This window comes from Streptomyces sp. NPDC034670 (assembly GCF_055574875.1).
In genome coordinates this window covers 44,763-60,100 of sequence record NZ_JBVITR010000044.1, presented here as the reverse complement: position 1 = coordinate 60,100, position 15,338 = coordinate 44,763, and the positions used below count along the sequence as shown (strand labels likewise).

General features: G+C 71.5%; 13 protein-coding genes. 5 read left to right on the top strand and 8 right to left on the bottom strand.

Annotated features, from left to right (window positions below; translation table 11 throughout):
• Positions 1–153: 153 nt before the first annotated feature.
• On the top strand, positions 154–348 hold the full coding sequence (locus tag ACZ56B_RS25190) for an acyl-CoA carboxylase epsilon subunit (protein WP_468794914.1): 195 nt from the start codon (positions 154–156) through the stop codon (positions 346–348).
• Positions 349–498: 150 nt separating this feature from the next.
• Here the strand turns inward: ACZ56B_RS25190 and ACZ56B_RS25185 are convergent, their stop codons facing one another.
• From ACZ56B_RS25185 to ACZ56B_RS25150, 8 genes are all read right to left on the bottom strand, one after another.
• Entirely contained in the window at positions 499–1,080 is a 582-nt protein-coding gene (locus tag ACZ56B_RS25185; RefSeq protein WP_026084856.1) for a GTP-binding protein, read from the bottom strand.
• Complete coding sequence (locus tag ACZ56B_RS25180; RefSeq protein WP_468794911.1) at positions 1,061–1,630, bottom strand: DUF742 domain-containing protein; 570 nt, start codon at positions 1,628–1,630, stop codon at positions 1,061–1,063. The genes ACZ56B_RS25185 and ACZ56B_RS25180 overlap by 20 nt, the downstream gene beginning before the upstream one ends.
• A gap of 94 nt (positions 1,631–1,724) precedes the next feature.
• Positions 1,725–2,138, bottom strand: a complete 414-nt coding sequence (locus ACZ56B_RS25175; protein WP_004983065.1) for a roadblock/LC7 domain-containing protein — start codon at positions 2,136–2,138, stop codon at positions 1,725–1,727.
• Positions 2,139–2,148: 10 nt separating this feature from the next.
• Entirely contained in the window at positions 2,149–5,376 is a 3,228-nt protein-coding gene (locus tag ACZ56B_RS25170) for a nitrate- and nitrite sensing domain-containing protein (protein WP_468794908.1), read from the bottom strand.
• Positions 5,377–5,755: 379 nt separating this feature from the next.
• Positions 5,756–6,346 (bottom strand): GTP-binding protein, encoded by a 591-nt coding sequence (locus tag ACZ56B_RS25165; protein WP_468794905.1) that lies wholly within the window; start codon positions 6,344–6,346, stop codon positions 5,756–5,758.
• On the bottom strand, positions 6,327–6,722 hold the full coding sequence (locus tag ACZ56B_RS25160) for a DUF742 domain-containing protein (RefSeq protein WP_081237710.1): 396 nt from the start codon (positions 6,720–6,722) through the stop codon (positions 6,327–6,329). Before ACZ56B_RS25160 ends, ACZ56B_RS25165 begins: the two co-directional genes overlap by 20 nt.
• Positions 6,723–6,833: 111 nt before the next feature.
• On the bottom strand, positions 6,834–7,247 hold the full coding sequence (locus ACZ56B_RS25155; RefSeq protein WP_468794920.1) for a roadblock/LC7 domain-containing protein: 414 nt from the start codon (positions 7,245–7,247) through the stop codon (positions 6,834–6,836).
• A 9-nt stretch (positions 7,248–7,256) separates the two neighbouring features.
• Positions 7,257–11,066 (bottom strand): nitrate- and nitrite sensing domain-containing protein, encoded by a 3,810-nt coding sequence (locus tag ACZ56B_RS25150; protein ID WP_468794901.1) that lies wholly within the window; start codon positions 11,064–11,066, stop codon positions 7,257–7,259.
• Positions 11,067–11,672: 606 nt separating this feature from the next.
• Between ACZ56B_RS25150 and ACZ56B_RS25145 the strand changes: the two genes are divergently transcribed.
• The 4 genes from ACZ56B_RS25145 (at position 11,673) to ACZ56B_RS25130 (ending at position 15,311) form a co-directional block, all read left to right on the top strand.
• On the top strand, positions 11,673–11,861 hold the full coding sequence (locus ACZ56B_RS25145; protein ID WP_468794898.1) for a hypothetical protein: 189 nt from the start codon (positions 11,673–11,675) through the stop codon (positions 11,859–11,861).
• 276 nt (positions 11,862–12,137) lie between these two features.
• A complete protein-coding gene (locus ACZ56B_RS25140; protein ID WP_468794895.1) occupies positions 12,138–12,923 on the top strand; it encodes a fumarylacetoacetate hydrolase family protein in 786 nt (261 codons plus the stop codon).
• Positions 12,916–14,439, top strand: a complete 1,524-nt coding sequence (gene gltX / locus ACZ56B_RS25135; protein ID WP_468794892.1) for a glutamate--tRNA ligase — start codon at positions 12,916–12,918, stop codon at positions 14,437–14,439. The genes ACZ56B_RS25140 and gltX overlap by 8 nt, the downstream gene beginning before the upstream one ends.
• 140 nt (positions 14,440–14,579) lie before the next feature.
• Complete coding sequence (locus ACZ56B_RS25130) at positions 14,580–15,311, top strand: HAD family hydrolase (protein WP_468794889.1); 732 nt, start codon at positions 14,580–14,582, stop codon at positions 15,309–15,311.
• The last annotated feature ends 27 nt before the right edge of the window (positions 15,312–15,338 follow it).

Below are 15,338 nucleotides of genomic sequence, written 5' to 3'. Positions count from 1 at the left end.
GCCGAGACCCGCGCGGTCCTCATCCGCTCGCTGGCCATGCTGCGGACCAAACACGCCGACCTGCCCTCCCGCAAGCACGGCAACCCACCCCAGTAACCCGACGGACCCGTCGCGGCAACCCCGCGGATTCCTCTCCCAGGGAGACTGACACCCATGAGCACACCTGACATCCGTGTCGAGAAGGGCCACGCCGAGCCCGAGGAGGTCGCCGCCCTCACGGCCCTGCTGCTGGCCCGCGCCGCCGCCCGGCCCGCCGAGATCGCCCCGGCCCACGGGGGCCGCGTCCGCGCCGGCTGGCGGCGCCTGGAACGCGAACCGGGCTTCCGCGCCCCGCACAGCTGGCGCTGAACCCGCACGCGAAGGGGCCCCTCCACCAGGAGGGGCCCCTTCGCGTGCGAGGGGAACGGGGGACCGCGCGACGAGCCACCCCGGCACAGCACACGACGGCCCCCCGCGGCCCGAAGACCGCGGGGGGCCGTCGCACCAGCCGGTCCGTGCTTACCGCAGGCGCGCCATCAACGCGTGCTCCACGAGCGTGATCAGCGTCGACTTGGCGTCCGCGCGGTGGCGGGCGTCGGTGGTGATGATGGGGGTGTCGGGGCCGATCTGCAGGGCCTCGCGTACTTCGTCGGGCTGGTAGGGCTGCTGGCCGTCGAAGCCGTTGAGGGCGATGACGAAGGGCAGTCCGCTGTTCTCGAAGTAGTCGACGGCGGGGAAGCAGTCGGCGAGGCGGCGGGTGTCGACGAGGACGACCGCGCCGATGGCGCCGCGCACCAGGTCGTCCCACATGAACCAGAAGCGGTCCTGGCCGGGCGTGCCGAACAGGTACAGGATCAGGTCCTGGTCGAGCGTGATGCGGCCGAAGTCCATGGCGACCGTGGTGGTCGTCTTGTCCCCGGTGTGGGTGAGGTCGTCGATGCCTGCCGAAGCAGACGTCATGACGGCCTCCGTGCGCAGCGGGTTGATCTCCGAGACGGCGCCGACGAACGTGGTCTTGCCCACGCCGAAGCCGCCCGCCACCACGATCTTCGCGGAGGTGGTGGAGCGGGAAGGACCGCCGCTAGAGCTTGCGAAGTCCACTGAGCACCCTTTCGAGCAGTGTCACGTCTGGCTGGCCGCCGGCGTTCTCGTCGCCGCCGGGCTGATGGATGGCGACCAGTCCCGCCTCCGCCAAGTCGGCGACGAGGATCCTGGCCACGCCGAGAGGGATGGTCAGCAGGGCCGAGATCTCGGCCACCGACTTGATCTCCCGGCAGAGGTTGCAGATCCGCTGATGCTCGGGCAGTTGCCCCTGCATCTGATGCGGCTGCGCGGTGGTGTGCACCAGTGCCTCGATGGCGAGCTGGTACCGCGGCCTGGTGCGGCCGCCCGTCATCGCGTACGGGCGCACCAGTGGGCTGTTCGACGCCCCGGCGGGCGCCGGCTCGGGGGTGCGGCGCTGCGGCTGCACGGGTGGGACGCGAGGCGCGTGCGGCTGGTCGTACGGCGAAGGACCGGGGCCCTGCGGCGCGTACGGCTGCTGGTGGTTCGGGGTGGAGGGGTAGCCGTATCCGCTCTGGGCGTCGTGCTGGCCCTGGGCAGGGCCGTACGACCAGTTGCCCGAAGACGAACCACCTGGGGGTGTTGCCACTTTCTCCTCCTCCGACTGTGCCTGGCACCCATGATTGTGGAGCCGCGTCCCGAAACCTTACGGCCACGGGACGCCAAAACGCACCGTCTCCCGGTTAGTTGAGAAGGCTCCCTTGGAGCTCCGCTCGGAGATCCGGTGTCAGGACCGTACCGGCCCGGTCGACCAGGAGGGCCATCTCGTACCCGATGAGGCCGATGTCCGCCTCCGGATGTGCGAGAACCGCGAGCGACGAACCGTCGGAAATGGACATGATGAAGAGGAAGCCCCGCTCCATCTCCACAACCGTCTGGTTCACGCTGCCGCCCTCGAAGATCCGGGAGGCGCCTGCCGTCAGAGACGTCAGACCGGAGGCGACGGCCGCGAGCTGGTCGGCGCGGTCGCGGGGGAAGCCTTCGGACATCGCCAGAAGGAGTCCGTCGGCGGAGACCACCACCGTGTGGGACACACCCGGGGTGTTGTCCACGAAGTTGGTGATCAACCAGTTCAGGTTCTGTGCCGCCTGGCTCATCGGGCTCACACTAACGCTCCTGGTCGTAGGTGCTGTCAGGACCGAAGCCCTGGCCGTTCGTTTCACTGCCTGCGGTGCGGCCCCGTTGGACGCCGCGCCGCAGGTTGCTCAGTCTGCCCCGGACGTCCTCCGGGGCGCGGGAGACCTGTGGGCCTCCCTGAGGCGTGGTTTCGGCGGAACCCTGGACCAGGTTGGCCTTGGGTACCCGCCGCGGCAGGCCGGAGGAGGTCACCCCGCCCGCCTTGGGCTTCCGGAGCTGCGAGGCCTGCTGCCAGCGCTCGTCGTTCGCCGAACGCCAGCCGCTGTCGCCGTCGCCCTCCGGGGTGGGGGCCGGCGGCTCCTGGATCGCGCGCGGTGCGCCGCCCGTGCCGTTCGCGGTGGATCCGCGGCGGGGAAGCCCGGCGTCGGTCAGGTCGTGGCCTTCGGAGGAGGCCGGTCCCGGACGGTCGAAGCCTACGCTGTCCCGCTCACCCGCGTCAGCGGCCTGCGCGGATTCCGGTTCCCGGGCACCCGCAGGGTACTGGGCGGGGTAGCCGTTGTGGTAGCCGTCCTGCTGCGGCCAGTCGTCCTCGCGGCGCCGCTCGGCGAAGGCCGGGAAGGAGCCGGTGGCGGGAGCGTCCGCCGCCGGGCGGTCCTCCCGGGCCGGCTCCGCGTAGGAGGGGTCCGGGTAGCCGCCGTTCGGCGCGTAGTAGTCCTCGCCGTACGCCGCCTGCTGCCCGTCGTCGTACGCCTGCCGGTCGTAGCCGGCGGTCTGCTGTTCCTGGTAACCGCCGTGACCGCCGTCGTAGCCCTGGCCGTTGTCGTAACCCCGGCCGTCGTCGTAGCCCTGCGGGGCGGCGAACTCGTCGGTGTACGCGGACGCCTCGGGGGCCTCCTGGCCGTTCGGGGTGGCCGGCTCGGGCTGCTGGGGGTGCGCCTGGGACTCCAGGGCCGCCCGGCGTTCCTCGCGCATCAGGGAGCGGCCGACCGGGTCCAGCCCGCGTATGTCGTCCGGGACCTCCGTGTAACGGCTGTCGTCGAAGCCGAGCTCCGCCGCGGTGCGCAGGGGCTGGTTGAAGTTCTCGCCCTGGAAGTTCTGTTCCGGGATGATCTGCGAGACGGTGAACTCGTCGGGACCCGCCTGCTGCTCGCCGCCACCGCCGTGGGTGATCGCGTCCGGCAGCATGACCAGCGAGGTCGTGCCGGCCTGCTCGCCCGAGGGGCGCAGCTGGACGCGGATGCCGTGCCGGTCGGACAGCCGGCCGACCACGAACAGACCCATGCGCTGCGAGATCGCGGCGTCGACGGTCGGCGGGTTGGCCAGCTTGTGGTTGATGTCCGCGAAGTCCTCGGGGGTCAGGCCGATCCCCTTGTCGTGGATCTCGATCATCACGCGGCCGTCGGGAAGACGGGTCGCGGTGACGCGGACCTTGGTCTGCGGGGAGGAGAACGTCGTGGCGTTCTCCAGCAGCTCGGCGAGCAGGTGCACGAGGTCGGTCACGGCCCGGCCGTGGATCTCGGCGTCGGGGACGCCGGACAGCTCGATGCGCTCGTACTGTTCCACCTCGGAGGAGGCGGCGCGCAACACGTCGACCAGCGGCACCGGCTGGTCCCAGCGGCGGCCGGGCTCCTCGCCGGCGAGGACGAGGAGGTTCTCGCCGTTGCGGCGCATACGGGTGGCCAGGTGGTCCAGCTTGAAGAGGTTCTCCAGCTGGTCCGGGTCGGCCTCGTTGTTCTCCAGGTCGGTGATCAGGGTCAGCTGGCCCTCGATCAGCGACTGGTTGCGGCGCGAGAGGTTGGTGAAGATCGCGTTGATGTTGCCCCGCAGCAGGGCCTGCTCGGAGGCGAGCCGGACGGCCTCGCGGTGGACCTGGTCGAAGGCGCGGGCGACCTCGCCGATCTCGTCCGTGGAGGTGATCGGGATCGGGGCGACCCGGGTGTCGACCCGGCCGGGGTCGGTGCGGGAGAGCTGGTCGACCAGCATCGGCAGCCGCTGCTCGGCGATGCCGAAGGCGGCGTTGCGCAGGCGGCGCATGGAGCGGCTCATCTGACGGGCCACCATGCCGGCCACGATGAACGCGGCGAGCAGGGCGACCACGACGGCGGCACCGGTGATGAAGGCGTCGCGCTGGGCGTCGTCGGCGATCTGGGCGGCCTCGCTCACCGCGGAGTCGGCGAGGTCCGACTCGATCTGCTGGTAACCGTCGAACTTGAGGGTGTTCACCGCCCACCAGTTCTCGGGGGTGATGCCCTGCGTGGCGAGCTGCGCGCGGCCGGCCGGGTCCGTGGTGCTGAGCTTGGCCAGCTCCGAGACCATCGTGACCGGGTTGGCGGGCGGCGGGACGTAGTCCGGGTCCTTCTGCTGGGCCTCCTGGGCCAGGGTCTTGCCGTCGGCCTGGATCTCCTGCGTGATCCTGTCCAGCTTGTCGGCGTCGGCCTCGGTGCCGCCGCCGACGTACTCCCGCAGGGCGATGCCCTCGAGGTAGGCGTAGGACGAGAGCGCGACGCGCTGGCTGGCGAGCTGGCTGTCGGTGGGACCGGGCTTCACCAGCAGGTGCGTGCCGATGGACCGCTGCAGCGACACGGCCGCCTTGGTCAGCGAGATCGCGTAGACCGTACGGCCGTAGCTGGTGATGTTGCCGGTGCCCAGGCCGAGCTCGTTGGCGAACTGCATCAGCGGGTTGGCGACCTCGACGTAGCCCTCCTGGGTGTCCACGCCCTTGAGCTTGGAGGTGTAGGCGCCCGCGCGCAGCGTCGTCAGCTTCGGCTCCACGTCGCGGAACAGCTTCAGCCGGCGCTCCAGACCCGCCGTGCCCGGCATGTCCTGCGCCGCCGCGTCGAAGGCGTCGGCGGCCTTGTCGGTGGCCGCGCGCGCCTCGGTGACGGTGGGGTCCTGCTGTCCCTTGCCCTGCAGCAGCGGGGTCGCCGTGACGTCCCGCTCGTTGTAGAGGGCGTTGGCGTAGGTGAGGGAGGCCTGCACCAGGCGCGCGGTCTTCTCCGCGTCCTCCGCCTCCTGCCAGGTGTCGACCGAACTCTTCACCTGGAAGCCGCCCATGACCAGGCCGACCAGCACCGGGAGGAGCAGGATCGCGTTCAGCCTGGTGGCCACCCGCCAGTTGCGCGGGGTGAGGCGCCCGCCGCTGGGGGCGGGCGCGGCCGCCGAATCGGTATCGGGCACCGGGGCGGACGCCGCTGCGCGCGGCGGCGGGGTGAAGTTGCCCCGGGCCGACGGCTCGGGACTGTTCTTGCTTCGCCTCACTCGACCAACAACCTCTCGGCGGTCGGCACCAACGTTGTGCCGCAGTGTCTCAGAGCCCGGCATGCCATCGACTACTGAGTACGTCTTTGACTATTGGGCAGTTCAGGCATTCCAGCATGCCGACCTGCGCTCTTCCAAACAGTGGAGAGCCGGGATTCCAAGTGATGCAAGTCCCAGATAAAACGGTCATAAAGAGCGAGCCTTGTCAAAAGACTGGAGGTTCGTGCGCACAGCGGCACCGGTCGACCGCGTCGCGTGGCGGGCCTCGTCCGATTCTTCTGCCGAAACGTTATGAACACCGAGGCCGGCCGTGTCGAAGGACACAGCCGGCTCCGGACGTGGTCTACGGCAACTGCCATACGCAGCGCGCGACTTGGATCTACCTGAGACGCGCCATGAGGGCGTGCTCGACCAGCGTGATCAGCGCACTCTTGGCGTCCGCGCGGTGGCGGGCGTCGGTGGTGATGATGGGGGTGTCGGGGCCGATCTGCAGGGCCTCGCGTACTTCGTCGGGCTGGTAGGGCTGCTGGCCGTCGAAGCCGTTGAGGGCGATGACGAAGGGCAGTCCGCTGTTCTCGAAGTAGTCGACGGCGGGGAAGCAGTCGGCGAGGCGGCGGGTGTCGACGAGGACGACCGCGCCGATGGCGCCGCGCACCAGGTCGTCCCACATGAACCAGAAGCGGTCCTGGCCGGGCGTGCCGAACAGGTACAGGATCAGGTCCTGGTCGAGCGTGATGCGGCCGAAGTCCATGGCGACCGTGGTGGTCGTCTTGTCCCCGGTGTGGGTGAGGTCGTCGATGCCTGCCGAAGCAGACGTCATGACGGCCTCCGTGCGCAGCGGGTTGATCTCCGAGACGGCGCCGACGAACGTGGTCTTGCCCACGCCGAAGCCGCCCGCCACCACGATCTTCGCGGAGGTGGTGGAGCGGCTCTCGGAGACCGCTCCGCCGCTAGAGGTTGCGAAGTCCACTGAGCACCCTTTCGAGCAGTGTCACGTCCGGGGCGCCGGTCGTCTCGTCGCCGCCCGGCTGGTGAATGGCGACCAGACCCGCCTCCGCGAGGTCCGCCACCAGGATCCGGGCCACGCCCAGCGGCATGTTGAGCAGGGCCGAGACCTCGGCGACCGACTTCACCTCACGGCACAGGTGGCAGATGCGCTGGTGCTCCGGGAGGAGCCCCATGAGCGCTGCCGGGTCGGCCGTCGTACTGATCAGTGCCTCGATGGCCAGCTGATAGCGAGGCCGGGTCCGGCCGCCGGTCATCGCATAGGGACGGACCAGCGGCTGGTCGCCCTCGTCCTCGTACGGCTCCGCGTACGGATCATGAGAGGCGGTGGGCGGGGTCATGAATCCTCCGGGCGGGACAGCAAGTCGGTCAGTCAAGCCGTCTGACGGGGCCGGTGGGGGGAATGTGGCGGCCGGACGGTGATGTGGTGAGACGGGTGGTGCCGGGGCCGGTCAGTGGAGCAGACTTCCTTGCAGCTCGGCCCGCAGGTCCGGGGTGAGGACCGCCCCCGCGCGATCGACCAGCAGCGCCATTTCGTAGCCGACGAGGCCGATGTCGCACTCGGGGTGCGCCAGGACGGCGAGGGACGAGCCGTCCGAGATGGACATGAGGAAGAGGAATCCCCGTTCCATCTCGACGACCGTCTGGGCGACGTTGCCGCCCTCGAAGATCCGGGAGGCGCCGGCCGTCAGGGAGGTCAGTCCCGACGCCACGGCCGCGAGCTGGTCCGCGCGGTCGCGCGGAAATCCCTCGGACAGCGCCAGGAGAAGGCCGTCGGCGGACACGACGACGGTGTGGGACACCCCGGGGGTGTTGTCCACGAAGTTGGTGATCAACCAGTTGAGGTTCTGTGCCGCCTGGCTCATCGGGCTCAACTAACGCTCCTGCTGGTGAGTGGGGTGAGGGAAGCTGCCGGTCTGGGTGGAACCGGCCTGGCGACCCTGTGCGATACCCCGACGGAGATTGGTCAGCCGGCCGCGCACGTCATCGGGGGCGCGCGAGACCTGAGGACCGCTCTGGTGCGGTTGCTGCTGAGCCGTGCCCGGGACGAGGTTGGCCCTGGGCACCCGGCGCGGCAGGCCGGAGGTGGTGACGCCGCCCGCGGCCGGCTGCCGGACGCGTTCGGCCTGCCGGACCAGCTCGTCGTTGGGCGAGCTGCGCCAGGCGGGAGTAGCGGACCGCTGCGGGCCGGTGGGCCCCTGCGGCTGCTGGGACTGCTGCTGCGGTGCCGGGGCGGAACCGCTGCCCTGTTCCTGACCGCCGCCACCGCGGAACCAGTTGGTCTCCAGGGTGTCGTACAGCGGCGTGCGCCCGTCGCCGGGACCGGACGCCGGGGGCAGGGCCCATCCGTCACCCGGTCCCCGCCCCTCGTCGGGCCGCTGTGCGGCGCCCCCGTTGCCGGGTTCGTGGCGGACCGGCTGCTGCGGGGCGGGCGGACGCGGGGCGCCGAAGCCGGCTCCGTGCGCGTCGTTCCCCTGCGGGCGCTCGAACCGGCCGGCGTCGGCCGGTTCGGCGGAGCCCGGGCCGGGCGGGAGGGAGTGCCGGCCGGTGGAGTCGCTGTGCTGGGGCGGCACCGGGTACTGGCCGGTGGAACCGTTGTGCTGGGGCGGCACCGGGTACTGGCCGGTGGAGCCGTTGTCGTACCCCTGCGGGCCCGCGAACCGGCCCGTCGTGGACGGGTCCTGCTGGCCGCCCGGCCGGCCCTGCGGGACGCCGAAGACGTCGCCGCGGGCGAACCGGTCAGCGCCCTGGGCGCCGTTCGCGCCGGGCTGGGCGTACTGGCCCGTGTTCTGCGCGGCGTCGGGACCGGGCGTGCCGTAGCCGGGCGCACCGGTGTTCCGACGGTCGTCGAACCGGGGGATCTCCGCCGTCGCGCCGGGCCCCTGCCGGTCGTCGATCCGGGGCATGGGGGACGTCCGGGAGACGTCCGGCTCCTCGTGGCCGCGCGGGGCGTCCGGCGAGGGGCGTTCCACCGGGGGCTGGGCGTTCTCGTCGCTCCAGCTGGGCACGCGCTGCTGCTGGTCGCCGCCGGGCAGCTCGGCGCGCGGGCCACCGCGCGGCGGGAGCTGCGGACGGCGGCCGCGCTCGGCGTCGCCGTCGCCGCGCTGCGGGGGCACCTGGCCCCGGCCGCCACCGAAGGCGTCCCGGTCCTGCGTACCGCCCGGCCCCGCGGCCTGCAGCCCCTGCGGGGCGCCCGGCGCCTGGCCCGCGAAGCCGGCGCCGGCGGGAGCCGGACGGCCCTGCGGCGGCGCGGCGGGAGCGCCCCGGTCGAACAGCGACGGCGTGGAGCCGCCCGGCTGGCCCTGCGGTCCCCGTGCCCCGTCGGGCCGGCCTGCGCCGTCCCGCCCGGGCAGTGCGGCCCGCGGACCCTGGCCGCCGCCGAGCCGGCCACCGCCCGGTGCACCGGCACCGCCCTGACCGCCACCGGCGGCCCGGCGCGCGGCGGCGGCACCGGCGGCCGCCTGCGCGGCGGCGGGGCCACCGACACCACCCGGCTGACCGGGCTTGCCCTGGGGCTTCTTGCCGCCCTGGGCGACATCGACGGGCAGCATGACCAGCGCGGTCGTACCGCCGGAGTCGGACGGGCGGAGCTGGATGCGGATGCCGTGGCGCTGCGACAGACGGCCGACCACGAACAGACCCATGCGGCGGGAGACGGAGACGTCCACGGTGGGCGGCGAGGCGAGCCGCTCGTTGATCGCCGCCAGGTCCTCCGGGGACAGACCGATGCCGGTGTCGTGGATCTCGATCAGCACGCGGCCGTCGGGCAGCGCGTGACCGGTGACCTTGACCTTGGTCTGGGGCGAGGAGAACGAGGTCGCGTTCTCCAGCAGCTCGGCGAGCAGGTGCACGAGGTCGTTGACGACCCGGCCGGCCACTTCGGTGGTCGGCACGGCGGACAGCTCGATGCGCTCGTACTGCTCCACCTCGGACGCGGCGGCGCGCAGCACGTCGACCAGCGGCACCGGGCGGGTCCACCGGCGGCCGGGCTCCTCACCCGCGAGGACCAGCAGGTTCTCACCGTTACGGCGCATGCGCGTGGCCAGGTGGTCCAGCTTGAACAGCGAGGACAGCTGGTCCGGGTCGGCCTCGCGGGACTCCAGCTCGGAGATCAGCGACAGCTGGCGCTGGATCAGGCCCTGGGAGCGGCGCGAGAGGTTGGTGAACATCGCGTTGACGTTGCCCCGCAGCAGGGCCTGCTCGGCGGCGAGGCGGACCGCCTCGCGGTGCACGTCGTCGAAGGCCGCGGCCACCTTGCCGATCTCGTCCCGGGAGTGCACACCGACCGACTCCACGGACGTGTCGACGTCCTGCGGGTCGGACTCGGACAGCTGCTTGACCAGCTCGGGCAGGCGTTCCTGGGCGACCTTGGTGGCGGTCTCCTCCAGCCGGCGCAGCGAGCGGATCATGGAGCGGGCCACGACGAAGGCGCCGACCAGCGACACACCGAGCACGATGAGGATCAGCGCACCGGAGATGATCGCGTCGCGCTCGGTGGCGCTGCGCAGCTCACGGGCCTTCTGTTCCATCTCCTCGAGCAGCGAGTGCTCGATGTTCTTCATCTGCTGGATCTTGGTGGAGCTGTCGTCCAGCCAGTCCCGGTAGGACCGCTTGCCCACCGACCTGAGGCCGAACTGCGAGCCCAGGGCGCGCCCGGCGTACTCGTCGGTGGCCTTGATCGTGGCGTTGCCCTCCTCGATCGGCTGGAGCAGCTCGGCGGCCGAGGTCTCGCCGTAGATGCTCTTGAAGCTGCGGAGCTCGGACTTCTGGCTGGTCAGCGCCGACTCGGCGTAGAGCCGGTCGTTCTCGGTGAGTTTGCCGGAGGTGGTGTTGCTGGCGGGCAGCGCCGCCGCGAGGACCGCGCGCTGGATCGAGGCGTACTCCTTGGCGGACGAGAAGGACGCCAGGGCGCGCGTGCGCTGGATCATCTCGGGGTTGCTGGTCGCCTCCGCCATGTCCTGCGAGAGGTCGATCAGGTTCTCGATCAGACGGTGGTACGCCTCGACGGTCTGGGTGGAGTTCTCGGCCGACGAGTAGGCCGTGTTGCGGATCTTCGCGATGTCGCCCAGCTCGCCGGTGAGCTGGACCAGGTTGTCGCGGACGCCCTTGAGGTTGCCGTCCTTGGCCGCGTTGTCGATCTCCTCGGAACTGTCGAGGAAGTTCTCCATCGCACGGTCGGTCTTCTCGCGGTAGCCCTTGACCGTGAAGTCGGTGGCCTTGCCGCCGTGCGCCAGCGGGCCGGCCGACTGGTCGCGCTCCTCCTGGAGCGCGGCGGCCAGTTCGGTGGCCTGCTTGGTCATGTCCGTCAGCAGCTTCATGTTGTCGAGCTGCTGGATGTCGTCCATCGACTGGTTGATGCGCAGCGCGCCCAGCGAGGTGGCCGCGACCACCGGGAGGGCGAGCAGGGACACCAGACGGGTCGAGATGCGCCAGTTGCGCAGGGCTATGCGCGGTCCGGGGCCGGTCGGGCCCTGCGGCGCCTTCTCGTCGGCCGCGGCCGGGTCCGTCGGTCCCGTGGGCGCGGGGGCACCGGGGCGACCGGTCCGCTCGCCGCTGTCGCCGGACACGGCCGGTCCCTGGTTCTGGGCGTGCTGGGGCGAGGAGCTGACGGCCATCGGGCCAGTCCCGCCGTGCGGCTCCGGCTCCGCCGAAGCGCTGCCATCCCTCTTGAAACGTCCCTGCACTAGCGTCGCAACCTCTGGACCAGGCGCCCCTCCGCGCGAACGGCGGGACACGGTGTCGGCGTCATAGGGGCGCCCTGAATACGCCCCCGTGGTGGTCGTGAGTGACCGGCGCTGGTTCCCCCATCCGCCGCCACTCGGCGCGTTCGGTGCGCCCCCTGTGCGCCGGCTCCATTCCCGCGGCGGTCCGTGGAATTCCAGCACAGTGCAGGATCTCCAACAAGGCCCGTACCCCTACCCGTGACCTACGTGACACCACGTGAGCGACGGGTCACCGCGGGTGGAAAGTGATCTCGGTCAAACCGGACGTACACCCGCGAAGCGACCGGCTGCTCCCGGTGTCCCAGTCGGCATGATCAGGAGCGGAATAGTGGCTTCAGGGGGCCAATGTCCGTTTCGGAGGAGTGGAGTGCCTGTCCGGATCATCCGCTTTGCCCAGCCTTTCGTGAGCAAAATCACACCAAGATCCCGGCCTCCCGGCGTCATTCGCAGGGAATTGCATGTTTAGCCTGACGCTTTACAGGGATGGCAAAACCGACAACCCGCGCCCGTCACCGGGTCCCCGTACCCCCTGGTGGGCGCCGTGAACAGGACGAGGTCAAGTAAACAGTGAAGACGACGACGATGTTCCACAAGATCGCCAACCCGCGGCGCACGACGCTGGCGCACCTCGAGGGCGCCGATGAACTGCAGACGCCGGTCCGGCAGGAGCATCCCGTCGAACTCCCGGCCCAGACCGCCAACCCCAGGCGCACCGTCCTCATGGAGATCCCGGCCGCGGCCGGCACCGCGAACTGACACGGACGCCGTCCGCACCGGTCGGTGCGGACGGCGTCCGCGTGCCGCCCGGCACCACCGTGTCCGGCCGGCGGCACCGGCCCGCCGCACGGCACGAGGGGCGCCCCACGACGACCGGGGGCGCCCCTCGCCGCGCAGCGGGGCGCCCCGCCCGCCGGACGCCGGCGGCGACGCCCCTCGTGCGCCCGCGCCCGTCGTGCGCGAGAACGGGAGGGCGTGCCGCGTTAGCCTGGAGCGTCAGACTCCAGCCGCCTAGGTCAAGGGGCCAAACATCCCGTGCGCATCGCCAGATTCTCCATCGACGGGAACGTCGCCTTCGGCGCGGTCGAGGGCGAGAGGCAGGACGAGCTCGTCCTGGACATCATCAAGGGCATCCCGTTCGCGGACTTCGAGCTCTCCGGCACGAAGGTCCCGCTGAGCAAGGTCAGGCTGCTGCCCCCGGTGCTCCCCAACAAGGTGGTGGCCTTCGGCCGCAACTACGCCGAGCACGCCAAGGAGATGGGCAACGAGGTGCCCGAGGCCCCGTTCGCCTTCTTCAAGCCCGCCACCTCGGTCATCGGCCCCGGCGACGAGATCCAGTACCCCTCCTTCTCCCGCGAGGTGCACCACGAGGCCGAGCTGGCCGTGGTCATCGGCCGGCTGTGCCGCGAGGTCCCGCGCGAACGCGTCAAGGACGTGATCTTCGGTTACACCTGCGCCAACGACGTCACCGCGCGCGACGTCCAGAAGCGCGAGAAGCAGTGGGCCCGGGCCAAGGGGTTCGACACCTCCTGCCCGCTCGGCCCCTGGGTGGAGACGGACCTGGACCTCGCCGCCGCGAACGACCTGACCGTCCAGCTCACGGTCAACGGCGCCCAGCGCCAGCTCGGCCGCACCAGCGAGATGATCCACTCCATCGAGGACCTGGTCGTCAACATCTCCGAGGCCATGACCCTGCTCCCCGGCGACGTCATCCTCACGGGCACCCCGGCCGGGGTCGGCCCCCTCAACGTCGGCGACGAGGTCGCCGTCACCATCGAAGGCATCGGCACTCTCACCAACAAGGTTGTCAAGCGTGGCTAGCGCATCAGGCTCCCCCTCCCCCCAGTCCTCGACGACGCTCGGACAGGGGGTACCCCCACGCGTCCGTTTCTGTCCGTCGCCCACCGGCAACCCCCATGTGGGCCTGGTCCGCACCGCCCTGTTCAACTGGGCGTTCGCCAAGCACCACGGCGGGACCCTGGTCTTCCGCATCGAGGACACCGACGCCGCCCGCGACTCCGAGGAGTCCTACCACCAGCTGCTCGACGCGATGCGCTGGCTCGGCTTCGACTGGGACGAGGGCCCCGAGGTCGGCGGCCCGCACGCGCCGTACCGCCAGTCGCAGCGCATGGACCTCTACCGGGACGTGGCCCGCAGGCTCCTCGACGGCGGCCACGCCTACCACTGCTACTGCTCCCAGGAGGAGCTGGACGCCCGCCGCGAGGCCGCCCGCGCCGCGGGCCGCCCCTCCGGGTACGACGGCCACTGCCGCGAGCTCACCGACGCCCAGGTCGAGGAGTACAAGGCCCAGGGCCGCGAGCCGATCGTCCGCTTCCGCATGCCCGACGAGACGATCACCTTCACCGACCTGGTCCGCGGCGAGCTGACCTTCACCCCCGAGAACGTCCCGGACTACGGCATCGTGCGCGCCAACGGCGCCCCGCTGTACACCCTGGTCAACCCGGTCGACGACGCGCTGATGGAGATCACCCACGTCCTGCGCGGCGAGGACCTGCTCTCCTCCACCCCGCGCCAGATCGCCCTGTACAAGGCGCTGATCGAGCTGGGCGTCGCCAAGGGGGTCCCGGCCTTCGGCCACCTGCCGTACGTCATGGGCGAGGGCAACAAGAAGCTCTCCAAGCGCGACCCGCAGTCGTCCCTGAACCTCTACCGCGAGCGCGGCTTCCTCCCCGAGGGCCTGCTCAACTACCTCTCCCTGCTCGGCTGGTCGCTCTCCGCCGACCGGGACGTCTTCTCGGTCGAGGAGATGGTCGCGGCCTTCGACGTCACGGACGTCAACCCCAACCCGGCCCGCTTCGACCTGAAGAAGTGCGAGGCGATCAACGCCGACCACATCCGCATGCTCGACGTGAAGGACTTCACCGAGCGCTGCGCGCCCTGGCTGCGGGCCCCCCACGCCCCCTGGGCCCCCGAGGCCTTCGACGAGGCCAGGTGGCAGGCCATCGCCCCGCACGCGCAGACCCGTCTGAAGGTCCTCTCCGAGATCACGGACAACGTCGACTTCCTCTTCCTGCCGGAGCCGGTCTTCGACGAGGCCTCCTGGAACAAGGCGATGAAGGAGGGCTCCGACGCCCTGCTGCGCACCGCCCGGGAGAAGCTGGAGGCGGCCGACTGGACCTCCGCGGAGTCGCTGAAGGAGGCCGTCCTGGCCGCCGGCGAGGCGCACGGCCTCAAGCTCGGCAAGGCCCAGGCCCCCGTCCGCGTGGCCGTCACCGGCCGCACGGTCGGCCTGCCGCTCTTCGAGTCCCTGGAGATCCTGGGCAAGGAGGAGACGCTGACCAGGATCGACGCGGCCCTGGCGAAGCTCGCCGCGTAGCACCCCGCACGGCACGAGGGGCGGCGCCCGGAACCCTCCGGGCCCCTCCCAGCCCACCCACCCACAACAAGCACGGCGGCGCCCCCCCCCCCCCCCCCCCCCCCCCCCCCCTCCTCCCGTGTCCGGGTACCGTCGGTCCCATGGCGATCCGAGCCGTCGTCTGGGACGTGGACGACACCCTCTTCGACTACACGACCGCCGACCGCGAGGGCATGCGGGCGCACCTCCTGGCCGAGGGGCTGCTCCACGGGCACGCCTCCGTGGAGGAGGCGCTGCTGCGCTGGCGGGAGATCACCGACCTCCAGTGGGCGCGGTTCGCCGCGGGGGAGGTGGACTTCGAGACCCAGCGCCGCGACCGCATCCGCGCCTTCCTGGACCGGGACCTGGGCGACGCCGAGGCCGACGACTGGTTCCGGCGCTACCTGGCCCACTACGAGGCCTCCTGGAGCCTCTTCCCGGACGTGCTGCCCGTCCTCGACGCCCTCGCCGCCAGCCACCGCCACGCGGTGCTGTCCAACTCCAGCCTGACCGTCCAGGACCGCAAGCTGCGCGTCCTCGGCGTCCACGACCGCTTCGAGGCCGTCCTGTGCGCCGCCGAGCTGGGTGTCTCCAAGCCCGACCCCGGCGCCTTCCTGGCCGCCTGCGAGGCCCTGTCCCTGCCGGCGGACCAGGTCGCGTACGTCGGCGACCACCCGGAGATCGACGGCCGGGGCGCCGCGGAGGCCGGACTGCTGTCGGTGTGGATCGACCGCGGCGGGGTGTACGCGACCGTCGAGCCGCCCGCGGGGCCGCGCCGCATCGCCTCCCTCGCCGAACTGCCCGCGCTGCTCGACGCCGATACTCGTTTTGGAGCGCCGTCCACCTTCGGGTAATGTTCTTCCTGCGCCGCGGAGAGCGGG

Excerpts from the sequence above, each read along its gene's own strand:
- ACZ56B_RS25190 (WP_468794914.1), top strand. The coding sequence starts at position 154 with ATGAGCACACCTGACATCCGTGTCGAGAAGGGCCACGCCGAGCCCGAG.
- ACZ56B_RS25175 (WP_004983065.1), bottom strand. The coding sequence starts at position 2,138 with ATGAGCCAGGCGGCACAGAACCTGAACTGGTTGATCACCAACTTCGTG.
- ACZ56B_RS25160 (WP_081237710.1), bottom strand. The coding sequence starts at position 6,722 with ATGACCCCGCCCACCGCCTCTCATGATCCGTACGCGGAGCCGTACGAG.
- ACZ56B_RS25130 (WP_468794889.1), top strand. The coding sequence starts at position 14,580 with ATGGCGATCCGAGCCGTCGTCTGGGACGTGGACGACACCCTCTTCGAC.
- ACZ56B_RS25155 (WP_468794920.1), bottom strand. The coding sequence starts at position 7,247 with ATGAGCCAGGCGGCACAGAACCTCAACTGGTTGATCACCAACTTCGTG.